Here is a 26258-nt window from a genome sequence, read left to right as displayed (position 1 = left end):
GGAGATAGTTCTTTCGACCTATATGAGCGACTTGGAGTGACTTATTTGATCAGAAATACTGTTTTCAATTCATGACGGTAACGTAGTAAGCACATGATCAGCAGACTGCCCAGATAGCCCTGGGATATGGAAAAGGCAATTCCTGCCGCTGTAGCAAGCCAGGCCGGTGCCAGCGGCAATAACATCAGTAAAGCGAATGCCAGCAATACAGCACGCGCTTGCCACAGCAAGCGCTGTGGCGGCAAAACTGCTTGCATGGTAGGTACGCGCTGCCCCATCGGCGTCTGTTTGCGCAAATGCAGGAATATCAAGAATGGAATAATCTTGCCCAGCATCGCATTGACCGGTAATATCGCACCACCAAGCAGTACCAGCACAGCTATCCACCATGGAAGTGCCTGCGAGATAAGATCCGGCAAAATAAATCCACCAACATGTTTGAGGACAGTTGGCAAGGCTGCCAGCAGAGCTGCGCACATATAGCTGGCTGTACACACCAGCCATAAGCCCCATGCAGGATCAAAGCAGCGTTTGGCACACCAGACAGTCACAAAGGCAATTGAGGCCAACAAGCAAATCACCAGGCAAGCGAATAAGAAAGCAAACTGCTGTAGCGCTGGCCAGAATGCCAATAACAAGGGTAGACAAAGGACGCCCGGCAATGCCCTTTGCCAATGTACCGACGGTCGTTTTGTTTGCAAGAACATGGGTACCGTCGTCGATGCTACTCCCAGTACCAGCGTCGCTATCCAGCCTGTCAATCCCCAAGCCACATGCAAGTCCAGCAAGTACATGACATCAAGTTGCCACCAACCGGCAAAATTGCCTGCCAGGCTGATACCCAGTGCCACGACCAGCAAGAACGCCAGAGGTATCCACCGCAAGGTGCGCGTGGTGCTATCGACAACCGCGATCTTGCACGCCGCTGTCAGTAAGACCAGTGTGACAGCACCATATAATAGCGAAGCCAGCATACCGGCAAAAACAAATCCTGTAGTGATACCCTGCAAGAATCCCAGACTAAGGCCAACTGCGATCAAGGCAGAGCCAAGCGCCACAAAAGGAGCTATCTTGCGCGCGCCTGCCACTGCCTGTCCTGCTACCACAGGTATTAATTGAAACAGCGCGCCTATCATAATGGGTGCCAGCATCCCCAGTACCAGGCAGTGAGTAAGCGCCAAAGTCAAAGGCGAAAACCGGTCTGGCAAACCTTGCTGCGGGCCAAATGCCAGCAGCAGACCTGTCAATACCCCCATCCAGGGCGCAGGCAATAGACAGCCAAAGATAGTGGCTGGCGAAGGAGACAGTTCGTAGTTAAGAATTTTTACGCCAGCCATAGATGGCTATCTGTGCATTGCTTGAGTTTGAAACGAGGGGACTCACTAAGCGCACTAAGCGCAAGAGCAGGCACCGCAACAAGTACTACCCATACCCAGAACTGCTTCCAGATTGGGAATACTGCCGCCACACATGGGATACAGAATATTCTCTTCCTTGATATTGTGTTGCTGTATCAGGACATTCAGCGTATCCAGCACCGCCAGTGCCTGGTCTGCCTGTCCGGCTGCTATTGCAGCGCTTGCTTCATCGCGCAAATTGCGGATTTCTATGTGCTCAGCACGCATGACCACAGTTGGACCATGCGACATGCCAGTTGCTTTTTCTAGAGCCGGGAAAAGCCTGTCTTCTTCCAAGGTGAAATGACTATCCAGTTGCTCACTGAATAAACAAAAATTCCGTCCAGCGGCTGCCATATCACCCTTGTGCAAAGCAGCTTCACAGCGATTCAATTGCTCATCACATTCTGTGTGCTGAACCACGAGTTTTTTCATTGCTTGCGACATGATTTTACTTTCTTGATTATTGAACCAACGGCGTATCTGCGCCTTGTATATCGATGCCAGAAATCTTTGCGCGCCCCACCAGCAATTGCAGATACTGGCGCATGGCGTGATCATGGCTGGCCTGGTGCATGGCCTTGGCGATATTGCTTTCTATGTCGTCGAAAGGCAGTAAATTTCCATCCATTTTGCGACCCACCAGGATGATGTGCAGGCCGAAGCGGGTTTCTACCAGCTTGGGAATAATGCGCCCTGGCTCTGCCGCAAATACGGCTTGCTCAAACTCTGGCACTGTCGCACCGCGTGTTATTTGCCCAAGGCTGCCGCCTACTTCACTGGATGGGCAATTTGAATTAGCTTTCGCACATTCTGCAAACATGGCAGGATTTTCCAGCAAATCTGCCAGCACCACAGAAGCATGTTTGCGCAAGGCATCCAGATCGACACCTGGTGTCACCTGAAACAGGATATGGCTGGCTTCTGCCAGTTCACCAACCTTGAAGCGGTCCGGATAAGCCTGGTACTGACGCAGGCATTCGTCGCGCCCTGGTGTCGGCACCTTGACTTCTTGCTGCAGCAAGGCATCGACACTGGCATCATCGTCTTCAAGTCGCAAGCCCAGATGTTGTGCCTCATCCAGCAGGACACGGCGCAACACCAGGGCCGTCATGGCGCTTTTCATCGCATCTGCGGCATCCTGATGCGCAGGTAATTCCTGCTCCATATCGGCGTCTGTCAGTTCGTAATCATTGACAATAACTGGCATGTTGTTCTCCCTTACTAAACTTATTGAATCTATGGATAATCAGCGTGGTCTTACCAACTGCCAAGCGCGGCTGATATAAGTCACTGAAGCAAAACCACTCCAGACGTGCACCAGACGGGTGAATGGGAAGATCACGAACAGACTCAGGCCCATGAATAAATGCAGCTTGAACAGCAAAGGTGCAGCGACGATGAATTCAGCAGCATCACCCTTGAAAGTGACGATGTGTTGGGCCCAGGTCATCAGCAAGACCATCATGTGGCCATCGCTATGATTCGCTGATTCAAAAATCGTCGACAGGCCCAGACCCAGTGTGACGAATATCCATAACAGCAAAACCTTGTCCCCTGTTTTTGTCACTGCAGAGATACGTGCATCGGTAAGGCGACGGTGCAACAAGATCAGCAGGCCCAGCATGCACAGCGTGCCAAAGATGCCACCAGCGACGATGGCGATCATTTGCTTGAAGCTGTGGCTGATACCCACTGTGTCCCACACGATGACCGGCGTCAGCAAACCCACCAGATGACCAAAGAACAGGCCCAAAATCCCTACATGGAACAGGATATTGCCTAGCCGCAGATTACCGGTATGCAGCATCTGCGAAGAGTCACTCTTCCAGGTATATTGTTCACGTTCAAAACGCGCTAGGCTGCCAAACAAAAAAATGGCCAGCGCGATATAGGGATAAATCCCATAAATAAATTGATGCAGATAAGTCATGATGGTCTCCCTGATTATTGGGCTGCAGCAGCACCTTGTTTAGGCTGTCTGGGATAAAAATTCACGGTATGCGTGCCCGACAGATTGGGCTTCAACAAAGGTTCAACGCCATCTGCGCCTGGGCCAAAGGTTTCCATTGCATCATCCATGTCGCGCACTGGAGGTTCCCCCTGCTCGTGTGGTACCACATCAGTCAGTGTTGTCAGCAACAAAAACAGATTGGCGTAGGGGCTGTCCTTGCGTTGCAGGCGCATACCTATTGCTGCCAGCACATGGATGGCTTCACCCAATAACTTTTCAGATGTTGTCTCATCCATCAGACTCAGGAATTCCAGGAACAGCGGAACAAAATCCGGTAATTCACTAGCCTCTGGCTCAAAGCCATGGGCGCGGTATTCTTCTATCAAATCAACCATAGCCTGCCCACGATCACGGCTTTCGCCATGGATATGTTCAAATAGATGCAGCGATAAAGAATGCGTGCGGTCAAACGTGCCTACATAATTTTCTTGTAGTGCAATCAGGCTGTTTGATTTCAGATAGTTCAATAAGGTCTGCAAAGCGTCCAGAAATACTGGTTCGTCTTGCAGCGCCTGCTCGATCTCTGGCAAGGCAGCGATCAGATCAGGCTGCGGGTAGCTCATCAATGCCGATAAAATGCGATAAATTTGCATACGATTTCCTTTTTTACTCAGTGCAGGGCGCATTTTCTGCGCCCTGACAAATTATTCGGTGGTCGACATTTTCTTGCGGGACTTGGGCATGTCCACAAAAATCACGCTACCTTGTGGTTTCTTGCCAAACAAGGCCCCATCCGAGGTGCCACCCGAACAACCATTACCAAAAGTAAATCCGCAACTACCTTTTTCATTGAAGCTGTCTTCCACCATTTCCTTGTGTGAAGATGGGATGACGAAACGGTCTTCGTAGTTGGCAATTGCCAACGTCTGGTACATGTCTTCCACTTGCGCGGCATTCAGCCCGACCTGTTTTAATACCTCATGATCAAGCTGTCCATGCACAGTTTCAGAACGTTTGTAGGCGCGCATGGCCAGCATGCGTTCCAGTGCGTTGGTGATGGGCTCTTCCTTGCCTGCTGTCAGTAAATTGGCCAGGTAACGTACAGGAATGCGCAAAGACTTCACGTCAGGAATAATGCCATTCATGCCCATGTGACCTGCCTCTGCTGCCTTTTGTATAGGTGACAGTGGCGGTACATACCAGACCATGGGCAAAGTGCGGTATTCAGGATGCAGGGGGAAAGCTATCTTCCATTCCATCGCCATTTTGTAGACGGGGGATTTTTGCGCCGACTGTATCCAGCTTTCAGGTATCCCATGCTTGCGCGCTTCGGCGATCACTTCCGGGTCATGCGGGTCCAGGAAGCAGCCAAGCTGCGCCTCATACAAATCCTTTTCATCGGGTACTGAAGCTGCAGCTTCTATCTTGTCTGCGTCATAAAGCAAGACACCCAGATAACGGATGCGGCCTACGCAAGTCTCTGAACAAACAGTTGGCTGACCAGCTTCTATGCGCGGATAGCAGAACGTGCATTTTTCCGCCTTACCCGAACTCCAGTTGTAGTAGATCTTTTTGTAAGGGCAACCGGAAATACACATGCGCCAGCCACGGCATTTATCCTGATCCACCAATACGATGCCATCATCTTCACGCTTATAGATAGAACCTGAAGGACAGGATGCCACGCAGGCCGGATTCAGGCAGTGTTCGCACAGACGCGGTAAATACATCATGAAGGTTGATTCGAAGGTGCTGTACATCTCTTTTTGCACACCTTCAAACAAGGCGTCTTTACTACGCGCACTAAATTCACCACCGAGATCATCTTCCCAGTTCGGCCCCCAGACTATCTTGTCCATTTTCTTGCCAGTCAGCACGGATATAGGGCGTGCTGTCGGCGGAGTCTGCATCAGGGGTGCATTTTGCAGATGTTCATAATCAAATGTGAATGGCTCGTAATAATCATCAATCGAAGGCAAGTTCGGATTGGCGAAGATATTGGCGAGTATGCGCAGCTTGCCGCCCTGTCTTGGTTCCAGCTTGCCAGCTTCAGTGCGGTGCCAGCCACCTTTCCATTTTTTCTGGTTTTCCCATTCCTTGGGATAACCGATGCCAGGCTTGGTCTCGACGTTATTGAACCAGGCGTATTCAACACCATCACGGCTGGTCCAGACGTTCTTGCAAGTGACTGAGCAGGTATGGCAACCAATACACTTGTCCAGGTTCAGTACCATGCCGACTTGTGCGCGTATTTTCATGATGCTGACTCCTCTTCCAGTTTGCCTTCCAGCCAATCTACTTTTTTCATCTTTCTCAAGACGATGAATTCGTCCCTGTTACTGCCTACGGTGCCGTAATAATTGAAGCCATAAGCAAGTTGTGCATAGCCACCTATCATGTGGGTAGGTTTCAAGACTGCACGCGTGACCGAGTTATGTATGCCACCGCGTTGGCCGCTGAGTTCTGCTCCAGGCGTATTGATGATTTTTTCCTGGGCGTGATACATCAGGCACATGCCTTTGGGCACACGCTGGCTGACTACGACACGGGCTGTCAAAGTACCGTTGCTGTTAAAGACTTCGACCCAGTCGTTATCTACCAGACCTGCTTCTTTTGCTTCGCCTTCGGATATCCACACGTGTGGACCACCACGGCTCAAGGTCAGCATGCGCAGATTGTCTGAATAAGTGGAATGGATACCCCATTTCTGATGCGGCGTGATGAAATTGAGAACGATCTCTTTTTCACCATTCGGTGATTTGTTCAGCATTGGTGCTACTGTCTTGGTGTCGATAGCCGGTTTGTAGACGCACAAGCCTTCACCAAAATCCAGCATCCAGCGGTGATCCTGATAGAACTGCTGGCGACCAGTCAGCGTGCGCCATGGTATGTATTCATGCACATTGGTGTAACCGGCGTTGTAGCTGACTTCTTCAGATTCCAGGCCAGACCAGGTCGGTGCTGAAATGATCTTGCGTGGTTGTGCCTGCACATCGCGGAAACGTATCTTGTCATGTTCACGGCCAACCGCCAGATGGGTGTGGTCACGGCCAGTAATCTTGCCCAGCGCTTCCCATGCCTTGACTGACACATGGCCATTGGTTTCTGGCGCGAAGGTGAGTATCATTTCGCAGGCGTCGATGGCACTTTCCAGACGTGGGCGACCCTTGCTGATACCTTCTTCAGTCACGACCTTGGTAATACCGCCAATTTCTTTGACTTCATGTTCGGAGTTCCAGTTGATGCCTTTACCGCCATTGCCCAGTTTGTCGAGCAAAGGTCCTATCGAGGTAAACTTCTTGTAGATATCTTTGTAGTTCCGTTCCACCACAAAGAAATTAGGTGCAGTCTTGCCGGGAATCAGATCGCATTCACCTTTTTTCCAATCTTTGGGTTCAAAAGCCTGGCCAAGTTCACCGGGTGTATCGTGCATCAAAGGTTGCAATACGATGTCGTTACGGGTACCGAGATATTCACCACCAATTTCAGTAAATTTTTTGGCGATGCCTTTATAGATTTCCCAGTCTGTCCTGCTTTCCCACAGAGGTTGCACTGCTTCACTCAAGGGGTGAATGAAGGGGTGCATGTCTGAGGTGTTGAGGTCATCCTTTTCGTACCAGGTAGCTGTCGGCAAGACGATGTCGCCATACAGGCAAGTGGTGCTCATGCGGAAGTCCAGCACTACCAGCAAATCCAGCTTGCCTTCTGCCGCCACAGGGCGGTATTTGACTTCAGATGGTTTGATCGCTTCATCAGGATCATCAAACAAGGCATTTTGTGTACCCAGCAAATACTTGAGGAAGTATTCATGCCCTTTGCCTGAACTACCGAGGATATTCGAGCGCCACACAAACATATTGCGTGGGAAGTTTTTAGGATTATCCGGGTCATCACAACTCATGTTGACCGTGCCTGATTTCAGGCTGTTTTTCAGATAATCTTGCGGTGTCAGTCCTGCTTTTTCTGCTGCATCACAAACGTCGAGTGGATTGGTTTCCAGTTGCGGTGCCGATGGCAGCCAGCCCAGGCGCTCGGACTTGGCATTCATGTCTATCATGCTCATGTGACTGACTTTTGACTTGTCTGCAGTCGGTGCAAGTATCTCATCCAGTGCCAGTTTTTCATGACGCCATTGGCTGGTGTGGGCATAGAAGAAGCTGGTGCCGTTCATCTGGCGTGCAGGGCGTACCCAGTCGCTGGCAAATGCCAGTGGTGCCCAGCCAAATTGTGGGCGCAGTTTTTCTTGACCAACATAGTGCGCCCAGCCACCACCGGATTTACCTATGCAACCGCACATCATCAGCATATTGATGATGCCGCGATAAATCATGTCATTGTGGTACCAGTGATTCAAGGCTGCACCGACGATGACCATGCTTTTGCCTTCGGTGTCATGGGCATTTTTCGCAAACTCACGCGCTACCTGTATCACCAGATCGCGCTTGACGCTGGTATGTTTTTCTTGCCAGGCAGGTGTGTAGGGAATATCGTCGTCATAGGAGGCTGCAACCGCACCACCCAGTCCCTGATCGACGCCGTAATTCGCCATCGACAAGTCATACACAGTCGCCACCAGGGCGACGCTTCCATCGGCCAGAGTGACACGTTTCGCTGGCAAATGACGCAATAACATATCGTTGGCGTCTGTGCCGCCAAAGTAATTGAAGCCTACCGTGACAACTTCGTCATGCTTGGCTATCAGACTCAGTTGCGGATCTATGACGCGACCAGAATTACCGTCTTTGGCTTCCAGGTTCCAGCGACCGACTTTGGCACCTTCATCAAATTTCCCTTCACCCCAGCGATAGCCGATAGAGCCATTGGGCGATACGATGTCACCCGTGATTTCATCGATAGCCAGTGTTTTCCAGTCTGGATTATTGGCTTCGTTCAGATTGCCCGGCAATTGCGATGCGCGCAGCATCTGGTCTGGTACACAACAGCCATTGCGCTCTACCAGACGCACCAGCATGGGCATGTCAGTATATTGTTTAACGTAGTTGCGGAAATAAGCTGACTTATTACCGAGATGGAATTCCTTCAGTATCACATGGCCCATGGCCATGGCCAGCGCAGCATCGGTGCCCTGCTTTGGGGCCATCCAGATATCGCCAAACTTGACCATCTCACCAAAGTCAGATGATACGGCTACTGTCTTGGTACCTTTGTAGCGCACCTCAGTATAAAAGTGGGCATCTGGTGTGCGTGTCTGCGGTACATTCGATCCCCATACCATCAGGTAAGTCGAGTTATACCAGTCAGCAGACTCAGGTACATCAGTTTGCTCGCCCCAGATCTGCGGGCTGGCTGGTGGCAGATCGCAATACCAGTCATAGAAGGACAGCGGTACGCCACCTATCAGACTCAGGTAGCGTGAACCGGCAGCATAAGACACCATGGACATCGCCGGGATAGGTGAAAAGCCGACTACGCGATCCGGGCCGAATTTTTTGATGGTGTAGGCATTTGATGCGGCGATGATTTCCTGCGCCGTATCCCAGTCAGCGCGGACAAAACCGCCGAGGCCGCGCACGGACTTGTAGCGCTTGGCTTTTTCAGGATTCTGGCTAATGGCTTCCCATGCATCTATCGGCCCCATGGTCTTGCGGGCTTCTTGCCACATTTCCATCAGACGGCCGCGTATCATCGGATACTTGACGCGTTGTGCTGAATATACATACCAGCTGTAAGACGCGCCGCGCGGACAGCCGCGTGGCTCATGATTAGGTAGATCGGGGCGGGTGCGTGGATAATCAGTTTGCTGGGTTTCCCAGGTAATCAAGCCGTTTTTGACATATACCTTCCACGAACAGGAACCTGTGCAATTGACACCATGGGTAGAGCGCACGATCTTGTCATGCTGCCAGCGGCTGCGATAACCATTTTCCCATTTGCGGTCTTCTTCTACCACGGCACCATGACCATCGGAAAAGGTGGACTTCACCCGCGACATGAACTTCAATCTATCCAGAAAATGACTCATCGTAACTCTCCATATCAAGTGGGCGATGTACCCACATTTTCTTTAATGCATGCTGAGAGTGTAGGGAATCTAGGCTGTCCCGCCCATTCTTCAGTGCGGTGGAATTTGTTGCGCATTCGCACTAGGCCATCTAGTCCTTTAGAACTAGAACGGCTCTGCTTTTAAAAAAACGGCCTGTGGATACACAGGCCGTTTTCCAGGATATTTCTATTGTTTAAAAATCTAGCAAGGCATCTCTGCACCTTTGCGTGAGTAATACCACCAGGTGATGGCCATACAACTGATGTAAAAGGCGATGAACACATACAGTGCCATATCAGGTGCGCCTGTCATCTTTATAGAGGTGCCGAAGCTTTGCGGAATAAAGAAACCGCCATAAGCGCCTATGGCACCAGAAAAACCGAGTACGGCGGCAGATTCCTTGGCAGCGTCCAGCCTGGCCTGTTTCATGGCAGGCTCGCCCTTGCCCTTGGCTGCGCGTTCACGGTCGGTCTGGAAAATGATCGGTATCATGCAAAAGGTTGAACCGTTTCCCAGGCCAGTCAAAATGAACATGACTATAAAAGACACCAGAAACGTCATGAACTGATGCTCGTGCAAGGCTGGCAAAATACCTGCGACTATGGTGGCTGCCATGGCAACAAAGACCCAGAATGTCAATCTGGCGCCACCGATTTTGTCAGAAATCATGCCACCAATAGGCCTCGCCAGTGCACCGGCCAAAGGCCCGAGAAAGGCAAATTTTGCGACATCAATTTCCGGGAACTGCGCCTTGATCAGCATCGCAAAACCAGCCGAAAAACCAATGAAAGAACCAAAGGTACCAATGTAGAGCCAGCACATCAGCCAGTTATGCTTACGCTTGAAGATCACAGCCTGGTCAGCGAAAGACGCCTTGGCTGAGGCAATATCGTTCATGCCAAACCAGGCCATCAGGGTTGCTACGACGATAAATGGTACCCAGATAAATCCGGCATTCGCCAGCCAGTACATATGGTCTGCGCCCGTCTTGGCATTATGGAAGAGGAAACCCTCACCAGATACAGCTGCGCCAAACATGGCAGAAGAAATCACAAACGGAGTCACAAACTGTACGACAGAGACACCCAGATTGCCTATGCCCGCATTCATACCAGTCGCATAACCCTTGCGTGATTTAGGGAAAAAGAAACTGATGTTCGCCATGCTGGAGCTGAAATTGCCGCCACCAAAGCCGCACAGCAATGCCAGTATCAGCAAGGTCGAATAACTGGTCGTCGGGTCCTGCAAGGCAAAGCCCATGCCAATGGCGGGGATCAGCAAACTTGCCGTGGAAATCGCTGTCCATTTGCGGCCTCCAAATACAGGCACCAGGAAAGAATAGAATATCCGCAAGGTCGCTCCTGACAAGGCAGGCAAGGCTGTCAGGAAAAACAGCTGGTCTTTGCTGAAATGAAATCCCGCCTTGTCGAGATTGGCTGCCACCACGCTCCACAGCATCCAGACCGCAAATGCCAGCATCAGGCTGGGGATGGATATCCATAAATTTCTGTTGGCAATCGAGCTGCCTTCCTTGCGCCAGAATTCAATATTTTCTGGCTCCCAGCGGTTTAATACATGACTCATCATATGCTCCTAGTTTTCAAATAACTTGTAATCAAAAAATGCTCACAGATGTCAGGTTGGCAAAGCCGCCTGGGCTGCCAGCATGCCTTCCCTGCGGAACTGGAAGTGCATCCATACCAGGGACACACAGACCGTGCCGTACAAGAGCATGAAGCAGGAGCTGCGTACTCCTGTCACATCAACAATTGCACCAAACAATACAGGCAGGATGAAACCGCCAAGGCCACCCGCGAGGCCAACCACGCCAGACACGGCACCGATATTGCTGCTGTAGTCATCCGAGATAAATTTGAAGACAGAAGCCTTGCCAACAGCCATCGCAATACCCACGACAAACAGGATGGCCGTGAACAGTGTTGGGGTCAGGCCGATATGGAAGGACTGCATGCCATTGATGGTCTTGATCGTAAAATCAGTCTGTGGATAAGACAGTAAAAAGAAAGCTACCCAGCACACCCACATGACCCACCAGGTCACTTTATAGGCACCATATTTATCGGACAGCCAGCCGCCAAAGGCACGCAGGACGCCGCCCGGCAAAGAGAAGCAGGCGGCCAGCAGGGCGGCGCTCTTGATGTCGAAGCCATATTCAGTCACGTAATATTTGACCATCCACAGACTCAGACCCACATAGCCACCAAACACGACCGAGTAATACTGGCAATAGCGCCAGACTTTGGGATCTTTCAGCATCTTGAGTTGAGTGAGGAAGCTGATGTTTGATTTGACGTTATGACTGGGATCAGTGGCAGAGAATACCCAGAAGATCAAGGCTGCAGCCAGCATCATGAATGCATACACCTTGGGCACCAGGGTCCAGCCAGCTGCTGCGATCAATGCCGGGGCGATGAATTTATTCACCGCTGCACCAGAATTGCCGGCCCCAAAGATGCCCATGGCAAGGCCTTGCCGCTCTTTCTTGAACCACCGTGCGACGTAGGGGGTGCCAACGGAAAAAGAACCCCCGGCCAGGCCGACGAACAAACCCAGCACCAGGAAATGCCAGTAAGCCGTGGCATAACTGATCAGGTAAATCGGTATAACCGTAAACAACATCAGCAGAAACAAGACGATGCGACCACCGAAGCGGTCAGTCCAGATACCCAGTGGTACACGGATTAAGGAACCGGTAAGCACGGGCATCGCCGTCAATAGACCAAATTCCGTTTCATTGAGATGTAATGCCGCCTTGATCGGAATACCAATCACGCCAAACATCATCCAGATGGTGAAACAGACGGTGAACGCCAGTGTGCTCGAACCCAGCACCGAATAGGCTTTGCCCTGACTAGCCATGACAGCTCCTTTTACTTTTATAGGTGCTATCAGCTTACAAAGAATAGGGTTATTTTAAAATTCGTCTGAAGGTTGCATTAATTGATGCAAAAGGAGGGGGGTATTGTCTAGTAGAACTAGTTCGTCGGACGAGTATTCGATGGAGCCGCAAGAGTTAAGGATATGCAGCAATAAGGTATTGCCAGTTTGGGAACGCGGTATACAGAGCATCTAACTCTGAACTGCCCAAACAGCAAAATCAAGTAATTATAAAACCGCAGGCAATTTAAGTCTGAACCTTTCTTCTTTTAACTCTGAATTCATAAGGTTTTTTTTCGCTTAAGTTTCAACTATGAGGGATCTGCAAAATCGTATTGAATACATGAGTTAGCCACCGCGATTTCTTGTATGTCTGTGCAACTTTTCTGGCGCAGCTCGCGGATTCGCCTAGCCATCACTATGCCGTATTTTGACCGCATGTCGGTAACGTCCGCATCATGAATTTGGGCCAGCGCCTCTGCTAGCTCGGGTGGCGGCTGGCACGCCCTAGCAGCCAGCCAGGATATTCGATCGGGAGTCTACTGACGGAGTCAAGCGCCAAAATATCTGCGTCATCCAGAATAATCTCGGTCGCTTTGATGTTCTCCTTCAGTTGCTCGACCCGCTTTGCTCCGATGAGTACGGTCGATACAAGGGGCTGTTTCAATAGCCAGGCAATAGCCACCTGAGCAGGACTTTGCCCGTGCTTCTCTGCGACCGATTGCAGAACTGGAATGAGCTGTTCGCCGCGAACGCGATCAATTGGCGGAAAATCCAGTTCGGTCTGCCTGCCGCCCTCGTGATTGCCGCCGCTGGAATATTTGCCGGTCAGGTATCCTCCCGCAAGGGGACTCCAAACCATGAGGCCGACGCGCTCCGACGTGAGTAATGGAACAATCTCGCGCTCAAGCTCGCGCCCCACGAGGGAGTAGTAGGCCTGTAGCGACGTTATCGGCGCGAGGTGGCGGGAATCGGCGATGCCGATCGACTTCATGATCTGCCATGCAGCCCAGTTCGAAACCCCGATGTAGCGGACGTCGCCGGCACGCACTAGGGTATCAAAAGCTTCGAGCGTCTCCTGGATTGGAGTCAAGGGGTCGAATCCATGAAGTTGATAGAGGTCGATATGGTCCATTCCCAGCCTTTTCATGCTTGCACGGCACTCGGCCAAAATGTGCCGACGCGATGCCCCCTGCCGGTTTGGACCCTCGCCCATGGAGCCAAAGACCTTCGTGGCGATGACAACGTCATCACGCGCCACACCAAGGTTCTTGAGCGAACGGCCCAGTATTTCTTCGCTGCGTCCATCGGCGTAGATGTTGGCTGTATCGAAAAGGTTGATACCCGCGTCGAGAGCGACTTCTATCAAGGCGTCTGCCTCGTCCTGACCTAGTTTGCCGACCTTGCCCCAAAGTCCCTCGGTGCCGCCAAACGTCATGGCGCCGAAGGATAACTCCGAGACAAACAGGCCGCTGTTTCCAAATTTTCGCATTCGCATAACACACCTCCTTAGTTTCTATCTGGTAGGGTAATTGTTCGAGGGAGCACACATTCACCTGAATCCCCCAAAGTCGGTGCCGTGCCAAAATAAGCACCGAGATGGGAGGCGAATAATTTGATCAATACAGGTTTCTCTGCCGCTCGCCGGTCTGAGCTGCCCGTTCAACTGCGGCAACGAGCCTGCTGTTGTGCGCGGCGTGGCCAAAGCCTGGCGTATCGTAGGTGCCAGCCGCGAGATCGCGGGCGAGGGAGGCATAGACTTCCCCTACATTGATCGCGGCTCCGGCCCAGAAATCGGCGGCGGTTGGACCGACACCAGACGCCACTGGCGCGTCAGGCGCGTCGAACGTGACGCTTGCCGAAAGCGTTAGGTCTCCGACCTGGACACCGGCCAGGTGGTTGCCGGTGATCTTCAGCCACCCCTCGGAACCGCGAATCTCAAAAGTGAAGCTCGCCTCCTGTGGCGCCACGTTGGCGAGAACTTGCACCGACACTGGCGCACCGCTGGCGGTCTTGGCGATGAGGTCGACGTGGTCCGGGACTTCTCGAACGGATGTCTCGCCGGTATCGACGATTTCGATGTCATGCCAGAGCAGCTCCGTACGTGCGTCCACCTCGACGATGTTTCCGAGCACAGCCTCGATGACGTCAAGTACATGTCCGGTCGTGATCGTCAGGAAGCTCGCCCCGGATGCAGCCTTGTTGAAATAGTCATAGTTACTTGGCGATTGGGGACCATAACCGAATGTAGTCGCATTAACACGCGCCGACAGCAAGCGACCGAGCTTTCCAGCGGTCACCAGCTCTGCCGCACGGCGGACGGCGGGACTATGGCGTCCTTGCAAGCCAATAGCTGTGTGCAACGATCCGACTGCGGCCGCCATTTCTTCGGCCTCGGCAACCGTTACACCTAGTGGCGACTCACAATATACAGTCTTGCCAGCCTTTAGGGCGGCAACCACGAGTTTCTTGTGCTCTGGCACTTTCACGGCGATAGTGACGACGTCGATGGTTTCGTCACTGATCAGTGCATAGGGATCAGCATACCAGCGCTCCGCCCCAAAGGTCTCGGCCGCTGTCTTTGCGCTCTCTTCCCGGCGTGTAGCTACTGCGGCGAGTACCAGCCCGGGCTGCGACTGAATAGCAGGGATATGGGAGGCACCCGCCCAACTAGCCTTCGTATCCGCACCGATAATGCCTATGCGTAGCTGTTTTAATGTCATGCTAAATACTCCTAATGGATGAAAGTTAAAGTGGTAGTCGAGGATCGGAAAGGTACTCGCCCGCTTCTAGATTCCTAACTATGTGACAATGTTACCCTCCGGATTCAAGCACTGTAAGGTGGAAATCCAAGCATAAGTGGTAAGCCATAGTTTACAATCAGGTAATGGACCCATCGCTGCTTCCCTCACTTGCCTGGTTCGCCCACATCGCCCACCACGGTAGCTTCACTCGCGCTGCTGAAGAAATGGGTTTGTCCCGGGCTGCCCTGTCACAGAATCTCAAATCTCTCGAACGTCAACTCGGTGTGAGACTTCTCAATCGCACCACCCGCCATATGTCTTTGACGGAGGACGGACAGAAGCTGTTCGACACGCTAAGGCCCGCTTTGCGTGACATCGAATATGTGATCCAGACGATGGGTGACACGCGCGATGCACCTTCTGGTATGGTCCGGATCAATACATCGCGGTTGGCAGCGAAAGCTCTGATAGAACCCCATCTTGCTGAGTTCCAGGAGCGCTACCCAAAGATCACTCTCGAACTTGTCATGGCAGACTCGCTGTCGAACATCATTGCCGAAGGCTTTGACGCTGGCATCCGCTTGGGGCAAGGCCTGGCCGAACATGTCGTTGCCATTCCCCTCACTCCAGCCCTGTCCATGGCAGTGGTGGCCTCACCCGCCTATCTGGCGCGCAATGGTGAGCCAATGATCCCTGGGGATCTTGCAAAGCACAACTGCATCAACTATCGGTTTTCGGGCACAGGTGCCATGCACGACTGGGATTTTACCGAGCCTGGAGAAAATGGCCGCCACTTTACACAAATGGTGACTGGACGGCTAACGACCAACGATGACCAGAGCATGACTCGGATGGCGCTGCAGGGGCTTGGATTGATTCAGATCGTCGACGTCGCGGTTCAGAAACCCCTGTCTGAAGGGCTCCTGGTTCGGGTTCTGAGCAATTGGACCTACAAACACGCCGCCTTCTACTTGTACACGCCCTCCCGAGAACACATGGCACCGAAGGTGCGTGCGCTGATCGATTTTCTAGTCGAGAAGCGTGAGGAAATATCGCTTCTCTAGAGATTGTCATCTATTATTTGGCCGAGCGAACCTGTCGCATAACATCCTGCGCGTAATGCAACTGCTAATGCCTATTACTATGCAATCACTGGCACTAAAGCCATTTTCGACGGCAAGCATACAGAGCAATAAAGTTCAGAGTTAAGTGGATTTCGACAAATGAGTAATAATTGGTTGACTGCCAATACTTCGCTGTAAAATCCCCCGTTCAGCAATCAATGCAAAAAGTCGCTTGCATAAATCACTGTTTTTTTATACAGTACTGCAAATCGCAGGAAATTAAGCCAGTATTCCTTTTTCCACCCGCCGCTTATTGAATGAAAGAATGTATGGACGATAAGAAACCAGAAAATGCCTCAGAAAAAGCAAAGGCACTTGCAGCAGCGCTGGCACAGATAGAAAAGCAGTTTGGTAAAGGTTCGGTCATGCGTATGGCCGACGGTGAAGTGGTGGAAGAGGTGCAGGTTGTTTCTACTGGCTCCCTGGGCCTGGATATCGCACTGGGTGTTGGTGGCTTGCCACGTGGCCGCGTCGTTGAGATTTACGGTCCTGAATCTTCTGGTAAAACCACATTGACGCTGCAGGCGATTGCTGAAATGCAAAAGTTGGGCGGTACTTGTGCGTTTATTGATGCTGAGCATGCGCTGGACGTTGGATATGCGCAAAAACTGGGTGTGAATCTGTCTGATTTGCTGATTTCCCAGCCTGATACAGGTGAGCAAGCACTGGAAATTACCGATGCGCTGGTACGTTCCGGCAGTGTCGACCTGGTTGTGATTGACTCGGTCGCGGCCTTGACGCCACGTGCCGAGATTGAAGGGGATATGGGTGATTCTTTGCCTGGCTTGCAAGCACGTTTGATGTCCCAGGCTTTGCGTAAGCTGACAGGTAGTATCAAGCGTACCAATACGCTGGTGATCTTTATTAACCAGATCCGTATGAAGATTGGTGTCATGTTTGGTAGTCCTGAAACCACGACAGGCGGTAATGCGCTGAAGTTTTATGCTTCCGTACGTCTGGATATCCGCCGTACTGGCTCTATCAAGTCCGGTGATGAAGTGGTGGGTAATGAAACCAAGGTCAAGGTTGTCAAGAACAAGGTCGCGCCACCATTTAAAGAAGCTCACTTTGACATCATGTATGGCGAAGGTACTTCACGCGAAGGTGAGATTCTGGATCTGGCAGCTGATGCCAAGATCATAGAAAAAGCCGGTGCCTGGTATAGTTATAATGGCGAACGTATTGGCCAGGGTAAGGACAATGCACGTACTTATCTGAAAGAGCGTCCCGAGCTGTCATTTGAAATTGAAAACAAAGTGCGCTTGCATCTGGGTGTGCCTTTGTTGATGCCGTCGGCAGTGACGGCTGAATAAGTTTTAACAACGTTAGCACCATAGTCTTGAATCATGCCGGTTGGTAGCTACCAACCGGCATTTTGCTTTTAAAGTATGAAGAAACCAACCATTAGCCTGAAAGCCCGCGCCTTGCGCTATTTATCTATGCGTGAACATAGCCGCATGGAGCTGGAGCGTAAGCTGGCACGCTATGCGGAAGAGGGTGATGACGTGGCTGCCGTGCTGGATTTTCTGGAGGCGGCCAAGTATTTATCTGGTGAGCGGTTTTCTGAATCTTTGGTTAACCGGCGGCAGATGAGGTTTGGCAATAACCGCATTTTGGCGGAACTGCAAAGCCATGGCCTGGATGCGCAGGATATCGAAAACGTTAAAGAAGATTTAAAAGAGTCTGAGGTAGAGAGGGCGGTTCAGGTCTTGCACAGGAAATTCCGGCATGCGCCGCAAGATCATCAGGAAAAAATGAAGCAGGCGGCATTTTTGCAGCAGCGGGGGTTTTCCAGCAGGGCGACGCAGGCGGCCATGCGGATGTCGCGGGATGAGGATGTGGAGTAAATGCAGGGTAACGGCATACTCAAGCAGTGTCGCCCCGGTGCAGGCTGGGGCTCAGCGGCGTTGCTTGATTTTGTTTGTCCTTGATTTATTTGTATAGACTCAAGAATCTTGAAAAAGGCTGCGGTAGATTTGGTTCTAAAGATGTTAACACGATGAACTCCTGCCTGCGTACACCGCTGTCCGGAATAATGTTTTTGACAGACAATAACGAGTAAATTCGCTCCCTTTCAAGGGTATGTCGTCGGGGTGTAACAAAGCATGCTTTGTTCCGACAGAATCTAAGTCGCCTATAAGCGGCGCAGTGGACGGCTTAGGGTGGGGATGGGTTTAGGTCGATTGACGATAGACGAATTTGCGTCGGAAACCCATCCCCATCCCAACCATTCCACCGCGCCGCTTGCAAGCGGCTTAGATATTTGTGGCACAAAGCTTCGCTTTGCGAATTCCCGCAAATCTCCCCTTGAAGGGGGGGAGCTTCAAGCATGACCGTTTGCAAATAATATTCATTTGCAAAATTAAGTCTCATACTCAGAAAAATCGCTACGAAACTGCTTGTACTTGAGGTACAAAACGAGTCAAGGCAATTATTCCGGACAGCAGTGTGCCTGCGCAGAAATGACGAAGTGGAGGATATTTTTATTATTAAATACCAGACATTGATTGAATTTCGGATATTGGGCTGATGGACCGCAGCTTTGTGAGCCCAGTCCCTACCTGCAAAGCAAAAACTTCCGGCCCCAACTTTGAAATAGATATCAGTTTACAATTTGAGTGAGCACGGCTTTCAAATACATATCGATATTGTAAGGAAAGAAATTTACCTGATATTCACCCGGTTTTCTTCTCCCAAACCACAAAAAACTTAATTTTCTGCTTAGATTTCTGCATAAGCATACTCAGAAAACTGCTTAAATTGTAGTCATATGATGAGTTCGCGGCTGGTCTGTGCTACACTCTGATGGTTTTTTTGCAGGGCCGCAGGAGCGGCTGTTATCGTAGAAGCTGCGGTAACGACACGCAATTGTGGCTATTTATTCAGTAATTCCGGTTTAGCCGCCAGCAGGCATGATGCCCTTATCTTCGTCAATCAACAGACGCGCCCTGAAGCACACGCGTACTATCCAGATCGAAGCGTTCGCGCGCGATGATGGATTGTGGGATCTTGACGCCCGTATCACTGACTATAAGCCTCGCGATATCACCCTCGCATCCGGCGTGCGCCCGAATGGCAGCGCGCTGCATGACCTCAGTCTGCGTATTACCATTGATTTGCAATTGACCATCGTTGATGTGGAAGCGTCTTCGGATGCGGTACCTTATCCGGGTTATTGCGAAGTCATTACCCCAGATTATAAAAAACTCATCGGTTTGAATTTGTTAAGACAGTTCCGCCAGGGCGTGAAAGAGCGCATGGCTGGTGTGCATGGCTGCACCCATCTGACGGAAATGGCGCAAATTCTGCCTACGGCTGCTGTCCAGGCTTTTGCCGGGGACGTGATCGATACGCGCGACGGTGCTACTGATCACGGCCAGCAGGCGCACCAACCTTTTCAACTTGATCGCTGTCACGCCCTTCGTACTGACGGGCCGGCGGTTGTTCAATATTACCCACGTTGGGCAAAAGCATCGCCTGACGTGAAATCACCCAGCTAGTTTGTTTGTTTAATTATTTATACCTCAGTGTCTGAAGGGAAGTCGTATGAAAATTCATGAGTATCAGGGTAAAGAAATCCTCCGCAAATTCGGAGTGACAGTACCACGCGGTATTCCATGCCTGTCTGTTGACGAAGCTGTCAAAGCGGCTGAAACGCTGGGCGGACCAGTCTGGGTTGTTAAAGCACAGATACACGCCGGTGGCCGTGGCAAGGGTGGTGGCGTGAAAGTCGCTAAATCCCTGGAACAAGTGCGTGAATACGCTGACGCGATTCTGGGCATGCAACTGGTCACGCATCAGACCAGTGCTGAAGGTCAAAAGGTTCGTCGCCTGTTGATCGAAGAAGGCGCAGACATCAAAAAAGAACTGTATGTCAGTATGGTCACTGACCGTATCAGCCAGCGCGTGGTCTTGATGGCCTCCAGTGAAGGCGGTATGGATATTGAAGAAGTGGCAGAAAAACATCCAGAACTGATCCACAACCTGGCAATCGATCCGACTGCTGGCTTGCAAGATGCTGAAGCAGATGACATCTCCCGCAAAATTGGTGTGCCTGAAGGCTCCATCGCTGATGCGCGTGTACAGTTGCAAGGTTTGTACAAAGCCTTCATGGAAACTGACTGCTCCCTGGCTGAGATCAATCCTTTGATTCTGACTGGCTCCGGCAAGGTTATCGCACTGGATGCGAAATTCAACTTCGACGCGAATGCCTTGTTCCGTCAACCAGAAATCGTGGCATACCGCGATCTGGATGAAGAAGATCCAGCGGAAATCGAAGCCTCCAAATTTGACCTGGCTTACATCTCCCTCGACGGCAATATCGGCTGCCTGGTCAACGGTGCTGGTCTGGCGATGGCAACCATGGATACCATCAAATTATTCGGCGGCGAACCAGCCAACTTCCTCGACGTAGGTGGTGGCGCGACAGCAGAAAAAGTAACTGAAGCCTTCAAGATCATGTTGAAAAACCCAGGCCTGAAAGCCATCCTGGTCAACATTTTTGGCGGCATCATGCGTTGTGACGTGATCGCTGAAGGTGTGATCACTGCATCCAAGGCAGTTTCCCTGCAAGTACCACTGGTTGTGCGTATGAAGGGTACTAACGAAGACATCGGCAAGAAGATGCTGGCTGACTCTGGCCTGCCTATCATCGCGGCTGACACGATGGAAGAAGCAGCACAGAAGGTTGTTGCAGCTGCTGCAGCTCAAGCTTAATAATCGCAAGGAACAGATATGTCCATCCTGATCAATAAAGACACTAAAGTCATCACCCAAGGTATCACTGGCAAAACTGGCCAGTTTCATACTCGCATGTGCCGCGATTACGCAAACGGTAAAAACTGTTTCGTCGCTGGCGTGAACCCGAAAAAAGCTGGCGAAGATTTCGAAGGCATACCGATTTTTGCTAACGTATCTGAAGCGAAAGCAGCCACTGGCGCGACCGTTTCCGTGATCTACGTTCCACCAGCAGGCGCAGCAGCTGCCATCTGGGAAGCCGTAGAAGCTGACCTGGATCTGGCAATTTGCATTACTGAAGGCATCCCTGTCCGTGACATGATGATGTTGAAAGACCGCATGGCTAAGTCCGGCAGCAAAACAAAATTGCTCGGCCCTAACTGCCCAGGTCTGATTACACCAGACGAAATCAAGATCGGCATCATGCCAGGTCATATCCACCGTAAAGGTCGTATCGGCGTGGTTTCCCGTTCCGGTACTTTGACTTATGAAGCAGTGGGTCAATTGACTGCACTGGGTCTGGGTCAGTCTTCTGCTGTTGGTATCGGTGGTGATCCTATTAATGGTCTGAAACACATCGACATCATGAAGATGTTCAATGATGATCCGGATACTGATGCTGTCATCATGATCGGTGAAATCGGTGGCCCTGATGAAGCGAACGCTTCTTACTGGGTACGTGACAACATGAAGAAGCCTGTTGTTGGCTTTATCGCCGGTGTGACTGCGCCTCCGGGCAAACGCATGGGCCATGCTGGCGCGCTGATCTCTGGTGGTGCTGATACTGCACAAGCCAAGCTCGACATCATGGAAGAATGCGGCATTAAGGCCACTAAAAACCCGTCAGAAATGGCGCGTTTGTTGAAAGCCATGCTGTAAGTTGGCAGCGGTAAATAAGCGTTAGATGAAAAAGAGTCGCAGATTTTGCGACTCTTTTTTTATTTATGCCTTGGTTTATTGTGGATATCCGTGCAAATAGATTTCCTTAATGTTAAGCTTGGACATCTGTGGTTGATCGCTATTGAATTGAGTGTGTTTTGTTTAGCCGATTATGTGGAGTATTGCTTTGATACCGAGCGATCGGACAAACAAGACAATACTTCTGCGAACAAGATTCGATTGCATACCGCAGAGGGTTTATGCAAGATTCAGACTGCATACAGCTATCGTAGGTACTTTGACTGTAATGAAGTTAATTTAAGCGACGTATCCAGATGAGGACGTTACTGGAAGTGTTTGTAAAGCCGGACGAATGATTGCGTAAGCCCTGATTAAAATAATTCTAAAATATTATTTGTTTTATATAAATTCTTTCAGCTCAGGATGTATCCCGACATTTATTGATGCCATACCAGCGTGTACTAGAATTTGCTGCCCTGTCTGATACGGGCTTGGTCAGGTCGCATAACGAAGATGCTATCGTCGTTTGTGCAGACTATGGCTGCGCAGTCCTGGCCGATGGCATGGGGGGATATAACGCGGGCGAAGTCGCCAGCGCCATGACCGCTCAAATCATTGCTGAATATTTGTGTAGCAAGATGGATGCCATCTGGTTCCCGTCCATGGGGCCAAGGCCGCTGGCGATGGCACGCTGGATGAATGAGTCCATTGAGCTGGCCAACCGTAATGTATTGTATACAGCGCTGACCAATCCAGAATGTGCAGGCATGGGTACTACCGTGGTGGTGGCATGCTGTTTGCAAGACAAGCTTTTGCTGGCCCACGTCGGTGATTCGCGCGCCTATCGTTATCGCGCAGGAGGGCTGACACGCCTGACTCAGGATCATTCGGTATTGCAGGAACAGATCAATGCAGGCCTGGTGACTGAAGAGGAGGCACGTTATTCTTCTATCAAGAATCTGATCACCAGGGCAGTGGGTACTCTGGAAGAAGTGCATACGGAGTTGCATACACACCATACTGAAGATGAAGATTTGTATCTGATGTGTTCGGATGGATTGACCGATATGCTCGGGCATGATGAAATCCAATCCTTGATCAGGCAGCACGCGACCGAGCTTCAGCCTTGTGCCGAAGCGCTGATTGATGCTGCCAAGGACAGGGGGGGGCTGGATAATATTTCTGTAGTCCTGTTCAGGCTGGTCGGTGAAGAAAACAAGTCTTGGTTAAAAAGAACATTTACCCGGTAGGTCGGGGATTATGAATTGATGAGAGATTTATGGCGAAAATTATCGTCACCTTTAATGGTTTGGTTCAGCAAGAAATCACTATCAGCAAATCACGCCTCACAGTAGGCCGGCGCCCAAGTAACGATATCGTCATTGATCACCTGACTGTCAGCGGTCAGCATGCGGCAATTGATACTTCTTCCAGCGGCTCTTTCGTACTTGACCTTGGCAGCACCAATGGCACCATGGTCAATGCCCAGCCAATCAAAAAACATTTGTTGCAGCATGATGATGTCATCGACATTGGTAAATACAAATTGCGTTTCCAGGTAGAAGAGTCAGGCAAGCAGACTTTTGTGCCTGAGCCAGGCCAGGCGCAACCTGCGGCTGTTGAAAAACCAAGAGCCAAGATCAAAGTCATGACGGGCCCTAATGCAGGCAAGGAACTCAACCTCGTCAAGCCCGTGACTACGATAGGCAGCCCTGGCTCCCAGGTCATTGCGATTACCCAGCAAGGCAAGGATTATGTGATTGCCCAGGTCGAAGGCAACGCTGCAGCAACGGTTAATACCCAGTCCATCAAGGACAAACCACATACCCTCAAGCATGCCGACATGATAGAACTGGCAGGGACAAAAATGGCAGTGATTTTCTACTAGAACTCATTTCAGCCCTGCCTGCGCCACCAGGGCGGGGATAGCCCAAACTATTGGGTTTGCTGGTAAAGCTTCCCTCGCTTCATTTGATGAGCCAGGTGACCTGGCTACGCATCCTCTGCCCATCTGCTTGCGTTTATGCTATATATGTCAGGCAGTTGCCAAGTAAAAAAATTTTCATATTTTCATCAAGTATTGAAACAATTCTTTACATGACTGACAGACTTGTCAGTCATCTTTGTTATCTTACACAAACATTGACAAATATTTGCATTGATTAAGTTGCAATTGCTGACGCATTTCGTCACTAGTTAATCAATGGCTTATGGAATCGCTGATTTATGCATAAGAAAATGCGGAGTTGCGCAGTAAACACAAACTGGCACGGTGATTGCTACATGTGAACCGTAGTCCCTGATTTCAACTTTTCCTGGAGTTCATAATGAAAGCTATCCCTAAACAGCTGCAACGCGGCTTTACACTGATCGAATTGATGATTGTTGTGGCAATTATCGGTATCTTGGCAGCGATCGCTATCCCTCAGTATTCTGATTACACATCCCGTACTCGTGCAGCTGGCGCGGTTTCGGAACTGGATAGTCTGAAATCTGCAATGGCAATTTGCTACCAAAATGAAGGTGCATGGACTAACTGTGCAACTACAGGTTCTAACGGTATCCCATCTTTCCCAGTTACAACTAAATTCCTGCCAGTAATCCCAACTGCAGCTGGTCTGGGTATCATCACTGCAACACAAACTGGTGCGACAACAACTGCTGGTGTTCCTTTGACACTGACATTGACACCAACAATCTCTTCTGGTCAAGCAAACATGATCTGGACAGCATCCGGCACAGTCTGCGATCCAATCCGTGGTTTGAAAGCTGGTCAAGGCGGCTGCCCATAATAGCTGGTTTGATTGTCAAAAAAAGCCCACTTCATTGTATTGTGGGCTTTTTTTATTATGAACTCCCGGTCAATTTTTTTTAAAGATTCAATTTTATAATGAGGCAGCAAATGAAATTAAATATGCAAACCGTGCAACGTGGTTTTACGTTGATCGAATTGATGATTGTTGTTGCAATTATCGGTATCCTGGCAGCGATCGCTATCCCTCAGTATTCTGATTACACATCCCGTACTCGTGCAGCTGGCGCGGTTTCGGAACTGGATAGTCTGAAATCTGCAATGGCAATTTGCTACCAAAATGAAGGTGCATGGACTAACTGTGCAACTACAGGTTCTAACGGTATCCCATCTTTCCCAGTTACAACTAAATTCCTGCCAGCAATCCCAACTGCAGCTGGTCTGGGTATCATCACTGCAACACAAACTGGTGCAACAACCACTGCTGGTGTTGCTTTGACACTGACATTGACACCAACAATCTCTTCTGGTCAGGCAAACATGATCTGGACAGCATCCGGCACAGTCTGCGATCCAATCCGTGGTTTGAAAGCTGGTCAAGGCGGCTGCCCATAATAGCTGGTTTGATTGTCAAAAAAGCCCACTTTATTATGGTGGGCTTTTTTTTTAGCAAGTGATCAAAAATATATTCATAAATGCCAAATATTAAATGTGAAAAATTGTTTTTTAGTAATATTTTCCAGCAGATATTGGCAATGAACCCAATTTGTACCAAGTAATGAATGAGACAGCAAAATTATTATTTGCAAGTCAAATGATAAAAAAACTGCTTATTTGCAGTAAGTTAATCGATAGTAAACGTGTGCTTGATATGTTCTTGACGCTAGGTGTAACGTCAACTACGACGCTCACCAAGCGATAGTGAAGCATATTTTCATCTCGATAAACTTGTTTTTGCTTACAGATAGAACCTTTACATGTAGGAGTAACAAATGAAATTACCTATGTAAAAAATGCAACGCGGCTTTACGTTGATCGAATTGATGATTGTTGTTGCAATTATCGGTATCTTGGCAGCGATCGCTATTCCTCAGTATTCTGATTACACGTCCCGTACCCGTGCTGCCGGCGCAGTTTCAGAACTGCAGAGCTTGAAGAAGGCGATGGCGATTTGCTACCAGAACGACGGCGCGTGGACTAACTGCGTAACGACTGGTTCAAATGGCATCCCATCTTTCCCAGTTACGACTAAATTCCTTCCAGTAATCCCGACTACAGCTGGTCTGGGTATCATCACTGCAACACAAACTGGTGCAACAACAACTGCTGGTGTTCCTTTGACACTGACATTGACTCCAACAATCTCATCTGGTCAGGCAAACATGATCTGGACGGCGTCCGGCACAGTCTGTGATCCTATCCGTGGTTTGAAAGCTGGTCAAGGCGGTTGCCCTTAATAGCTGGTTTGATTGTCAAAAAGCCCACTTTATTGTGGGTTTTTTTTGCTCAGAAGAGAACTCGCGTTATCGCGGGTTTTTTTATTTTTGGTGATTAAAAAATATACTAAAAGTATCATGCTAAAGGTATAATTGCTGCGGTGAAATGATGTCTATTCAATTAGCGGCGTTTGTCAACGTAGTTGTCGCGTCATTTCATGCTACATGCAGTGATACTTCTGGCTCAATCCGTTCCGGATTAAGCCAGACCTGATTCGCCAACTCCCAATTTCTGGTGTGTTGTGTCCACCG

At 50.2% G+C, this 26258-nt stretch carries 22 protein-coding genes; 11 read left to right on the top strand and 11 right to left on the bottom strand.

Annotated features, from left to right (window positions below):
* Nucleotides 1–41: 41 nt before the first annotated feature.
* The 11 genes from ACO0LN_RS28940 to ACO0LN_RS28890 form a co-directional block, all read right to left on the bottom strand.
* Nucleotides 42–1337: a hypothetical protein gene (locus tag ACO0LN_RS28940; RefSeq protein ID WP_422979990.1), complete on the bottom strand. Its 1296-nt coding sequence runs from the start codon at nt 1335–1337 to the stop codon at nt 42–44.
* Between the two features lie 54 nt (nt 1338–1391).
* A complete protein-coding gene (locus tag ACO0LN_RS28935) occupies nt 1392–1844 on the bottom strand; it encodes a hemerythrin domain-containing protein (RefSeq protein ID WP_422979988.1) in 453 nt (150 codons plus the stop codon).
* 16 nt (nt 1845–1860) lie between these two features.
* The gene (locus ACO0LN_RS28930; protein WP_422979986.1) at nt 1861–2607 is read right to left on the bottom strand and encodes a peptidylprolyl isomerase; all 747 of its coding nucleotides are present in this window, start codon (nt 2605–2607) and stop codon (nt 1861–1863) included.
* Nucleotides 2608–2646: 39 nt separating this feature from the next.
* The gene (gene narI, locus ACO0LN_RS28925) at nt 2647–3330 is read right to left on the bottom strand and encodes a respiratory nitrate reductase subunit gamma (protein WP_422979984.1); all 684 of its coding nucleotides are present in this window, start codon (nt 3328–3330) and stop codon (nt 2647–2649) included.
* 14 nt (nt 3331–3344) lie between these two features.
* A complete protein-coding gene (gene narJ / locus ACO0LN_RS28920) occupies nt 3345–4004 on the bottom strand; it encodes a nitrate reductase molybdenum cofactor assembly chaperone (RefSeq protein ID WP_422979982.1) in 660 nt (219 codons plus the stop codon).
* Between the two features lie 51 nt (nt 4005–4055).
* Complete coding sequence (gene narH / locus ACO0LN_RS28915; RefSeq protein WP_422979980.1) at nt 4056–5609, bottom strand: nitrate reductase subunit beta; 1554 nt, start codon at nt 5607–5609, stop codon at nt 4056–4058.
* Nucleotides 5606–9334: a nitrate reductase subunit alpha gene (locus ACO0LN_RS28910; RefSeq protein ID WP_422979978.1), complete on the bottom strand. Its 3729-nt coding sequence runs from the start codon at nt 9332–9334 to the stop codon at nt 5606–5608. Before ACO0LN_RS28910 ends, narH begins: the two co-directional genes overlap by 4 nt.
* Before the next feature lie 222 nt (nt 9335–9556).
* Nucleotides 9557–10942, bottom strand: coding sequence for a NarK family nitrate/nitrite MFS transporter (locus ACO0LN_RS28905; protein ID WP_422979977.1), 1386 nt, complete (start codon nt 10940–10942; stop codon nt 9557–9559).
* Between the two features lie 48 nt (nt 10943–10990).
* Entirely contained in the window at nt 10991–12235 is a 1245-nt protein-coding gene (locus ACO0LN_RS28900) for an MFS transporter (RefSeq protein WP_422979974.1), read from the bottom strand.
* Nucleotides 12236–12734: 499 nt separating this feature from the next.
* The gene (locus tag ACO0LN_RS28895; RefSeq protein ID WP_422979972.1) at nt 12735–13751 is read right to left on the bottom strand and encodes an aldo/keto reductase; all 1017 of its coding nucleotides are present in this window, start codon (nt 13749–13751) and stop codon (nt 12735–12737) included.
* Nucleotides 13752–13872: 121 nt separating this feature from the next.
* Nucleotides 13873–14976: a Gfo/Idh/MocA family protein gene (locus tag ACO0LN_RS28890; RefSeq protein WP_422979970.1), complete on the bottom strand. Its 1104-nt coding sequence runs from the start codon at nt 14974–14976 to the stop codon at nt 13873–13875.
* A 164-nt stretch (nt 14977–15140) separates the two neighbouring features.
* Here ACO0LN_RS28890 and ACO0LN_RS28885 point away from each other — a divergent pair, with 164 nt between their 5' ends.
* The 11 genes from ACO0LN_RS28885 (at nt 15141) to ACO0LN_RS28835 (ending at nt 25967) form a co-directional block, all read left to right on the top strand.
* A complete protein-coding gene (locus ACO0LN_RS28885; RefSeq protein WP_422979968.1) occupies nt 15141–16061 on the top strand; it encodes a LysR substrate-binding domain-containing protein in 921 nt (306 codons plus the stop codon).
* Between the two features lie 329 nt (nt 16062–16390).
* The gene (recA, locus tag ACO0LN_RS28880; protein ID WP_422979966.1) at nt 16391–17434 is read left to right on the top strand and encodes a recombinase RecA; all 1044 of its coding nucleotides are present in this window, start codon (nt 16391–16393) and stop codon (nt 17432–17434) included.
* A 75-nt stretch (nt 17435–17509) separates the two neighbouring features.
* Complete coding sequence (recX, locus tag ACO0LN_RS28875; protein WP_422979964.1) at nt 17510–17968, top strand: recombination regulator RecX; 459 nt, start codon at nt 17510–17512, stop codon at nt 17966–17968.
* 1068 nt (nt 17969–19036) lie between these two features.
* Nucleotides 19037–19621, top strand: coding sequence for a DUF2889 domain-containing protein (locus ACO0LN_RS28870; protein WP_422979962.1), 585 nt, complete (start codon nt 19037–19039; stop codon nt 19619–19621).
* Nucleotides 19622–19652: 31 nt separating this feature from the next.
* A complete protein-coding gene (sucC, locus tag ACO0LN_RS28865; RefSeq protein WP_268978095.1) occupies nt 19653–20837 on the top strand; it encodes an ADP-forming succinate--CoA ligase subunit beta in 1185 nt (394 codons plus the stop codon).
* Nucleotides 20838–20855: 18 nt separating this feature from the next.
* Nucleotides 20856–21737 (top strand): succinate--CoA ligase subunit alpha, encoded by an 882-nt coding sequence (sucD, locus tag ACO0LN_RS28860; RefSeq protein WP_186947208.1) that lies wholly within the window; start codon nt 20856–20858, stop codon nt 21735–21737.
* A 464-nt stretch (nt 21738–22201) separates the two neighbouring features.
* Nucleotides 22202–23008 (top strand): Stp1/IreP family PP2C-type Ser/Thr phosphatase, encoded by an 807-nt coding sequence (locus ACO0LN_RS28855; RefSeq protein WP_422979958.1) that lies wholly within the window; start codon nt 22202–22204, stop codon nt 23006–23008.
* Nucleotides 23009–23037: 29 nt separating this feature from the next.
* The gene (locus tag ACO0LN_RS28850; protein WP_422979956.1) at nt 23038–23646 is read left to right on the top strand and encodes an FHA domain-containing protein; all 609 of its coding nucleotides are present in this window, start codon (nt 23038–23040) and stop codon (nt 23644–23646) included.
* Between the two features lie 439 nt (nt 23647–24085).
* Nucleotides 24086–24550, top strand: a complete 465-nt coding sequence (locus tag ACO0LN_RS28845) for a pilin (RefSeq protein ID WP_422952278.1) — start codon at nt 24086–24088, stop codon at nt 24548–24550.
* Nucleotides 24551–24672: 122 nt separating this feature from the next.
* Nucleotides 24673–25125, top strand: coding sequence for a pilin (locus ACO0LN_RS28840; RefSeq protein WP_422980013.1), 453 nt, complete (start codon nt 24673–24675; stop codon nt 25123–25125).
* Between the two features lie 398 nt (nt 25126–25523).
* Nucleotides 25524–25967, top strand: coding sequence for a pilin (locus tag ACO0LN_RS28835; RefSeq protein ID WP_422979954.1), 444 nt, complete (start codon nt 25524–25526; stop codon nt 25965–25967).
* The last annotated feature ends 291 nt before the right edge of the window (nt 25968–26258 follow it).

Source organism: Undibacterium sp. TC9W, assembly GCF_049339865.1.
In the GTDB taxonomy this organism is placed as follows: Bacteria; Pseudomonadota; Gammaproteobacteria; order Burkholderiales; family Burkholderiaceae_D; genus Undibacterium.
The sequence above is the reverse complement of the archived record's forward strand: the minus strand, read 5'-3'. Positions and strand labels throughout refer to the sequence as shown.

Bases quoted from the DNA above. Each gene is read 5' to 3' on its own strand.
- ACO0LN_RS28940 (WP_422979990.1), bottom strand. From the start codon at position 1,337: ATGGCTGGCGTAAAAATTCTTAACTACGAACTGTCTCCTTCGCCAGCC.
- ACO0LN_RS28935 (WP_422979988.1), bottom strand. From the start codon at position 1,844: ATGTCGCAAGCAATGAAAAAACTCGTGGTTCAGCACACAGAATGTGAT.
- ACO0LN_RS28930 (WP_422979986.1), bottom strand. From the start codon at position 2,607: ATGCCAGTTATTGTCAATGATTACGAACTGACAGACGCCGATATGGAG.
- narI (WP_422979984.1), bottom strand. From the start codon at position 3,330: ATGACTTATCTGCATCAATTTATTTATGGGATTTATCCCTATATCGCG.
- narJ (WP_422979982.1), bottom strand. From the start codon at position 4,004: ATGCAAATTTATCGCATTTTATCGGCATTGATGAGCTACCCGCAGCCT.
- narH (WP_422979980.1), bottom strand. From the start codon at position 5,609: ATGAAAATACGCGCACAAGTCGGCATGGTACTGAACCTGGACAAGTGT.
- ACO0LN_RS28910 (WP_422979978.1), bottom strand. From the start codon at position 9,334: ATGAGTCATTTTCTGGATAGATTGAAGTTCATGTCGCGGGTGAAGTCC.
- ACO0LN_RS28905 (WP_422979977.1), bottom strand. From the start codon at position 10,942: ATGATGAGTCATGTATTAAACCGCTGGGAGCCAGAAAATATTGAATTC.
- ACO0LN_RS28900 (WP_422979974.1), bottom strand. From the start codon at position 12,235: ATGGCTAGTCAGGGCAAAGCCTATTCGGTGCTGGGTTCGAGCACACTG.
- ACO0LN_RS28895 (WP_422979972.1), bottom strand. From the start codon at position 13,751: ATGCGAATGCGAAAATTTGGAAACAGCGGCCTGTTTGTCTCGGAGTTA.
- ACO0LN_RS28890 (WP_422979970.1), bottom strand. From the start codon at position 14,976: ATGACATTAAAACAGCTACGCATAGGCATTATCGGTGCGGATACGAAG.
- ACO0LN_RS28885 (WP_422979968.1), top strand. From the start codon at position 15,141: ATGGACCCATCGCTGCTTCCCTCACTTGCCTGGTTCGCCCACATCGCC.
- recA (WP_422979966.1), top strand. From the start codon at position 16,391: ATGGACGATAAGAAACCAGAAAATGCCTCAGAAAAAGCAAAGGCACTT.
- recX (WP_422979964.1), top strand. From the start codon at position 17,510: ATGAAGAAACCAACCATTAGCCTGAAAGCCCGCGCCTTGCGCTATTTA.
- ACO0LN_RS28870 (WP_422979962.1), top strand. From the start codon at position 19,037: ATGCCCTTATCTTCGTCAATCAACAGACGCGCCCTGAAGCACACGCGT.
- sucD (WP_186947208.1), top strand. From the start codon at position 20,856: ATGTCCATCCTGATCAATAAAGACACTAAAGTCATCACCCAAGGTATC.
- ACO0LN_RS28855 (WP_422979958.1), top strand. From the start codon at position 22,202: ATGCCATACCAGCGTGTACTAGAATTTGCTGCCCTGTCTGATACGGGC.
- ACO0LN_RS28850 (WP_422979956.1), top strand. From the start codon at position 23,038: ATGGCGAAAATTATCGTCACCTTTAATGGTTTGGTTCAGCAAGAAATC.
- ACO0LN_RS28845 (WP_422952278.1), top strand. From the start codon at position 24,086: ATGAAAGCTATCCCTAAACAGCTGCAACGCGGCTTTACACTGATCGAA.
- ACO0LN_RS28840 (WP_422980013.1), top strand. From the start codon at position 24,673: ATGCAAACCGTGCAACGTGGTTTTACGTTGATCGAATTGATGATTGTT.
- ACO0LN_RS28835 (WP_422979954.1), top strand. From the start codon at position 25,524: ATGCAACGCGGCTTTACGTTGATCGAATTGATGATTGTTGTTGCAATT.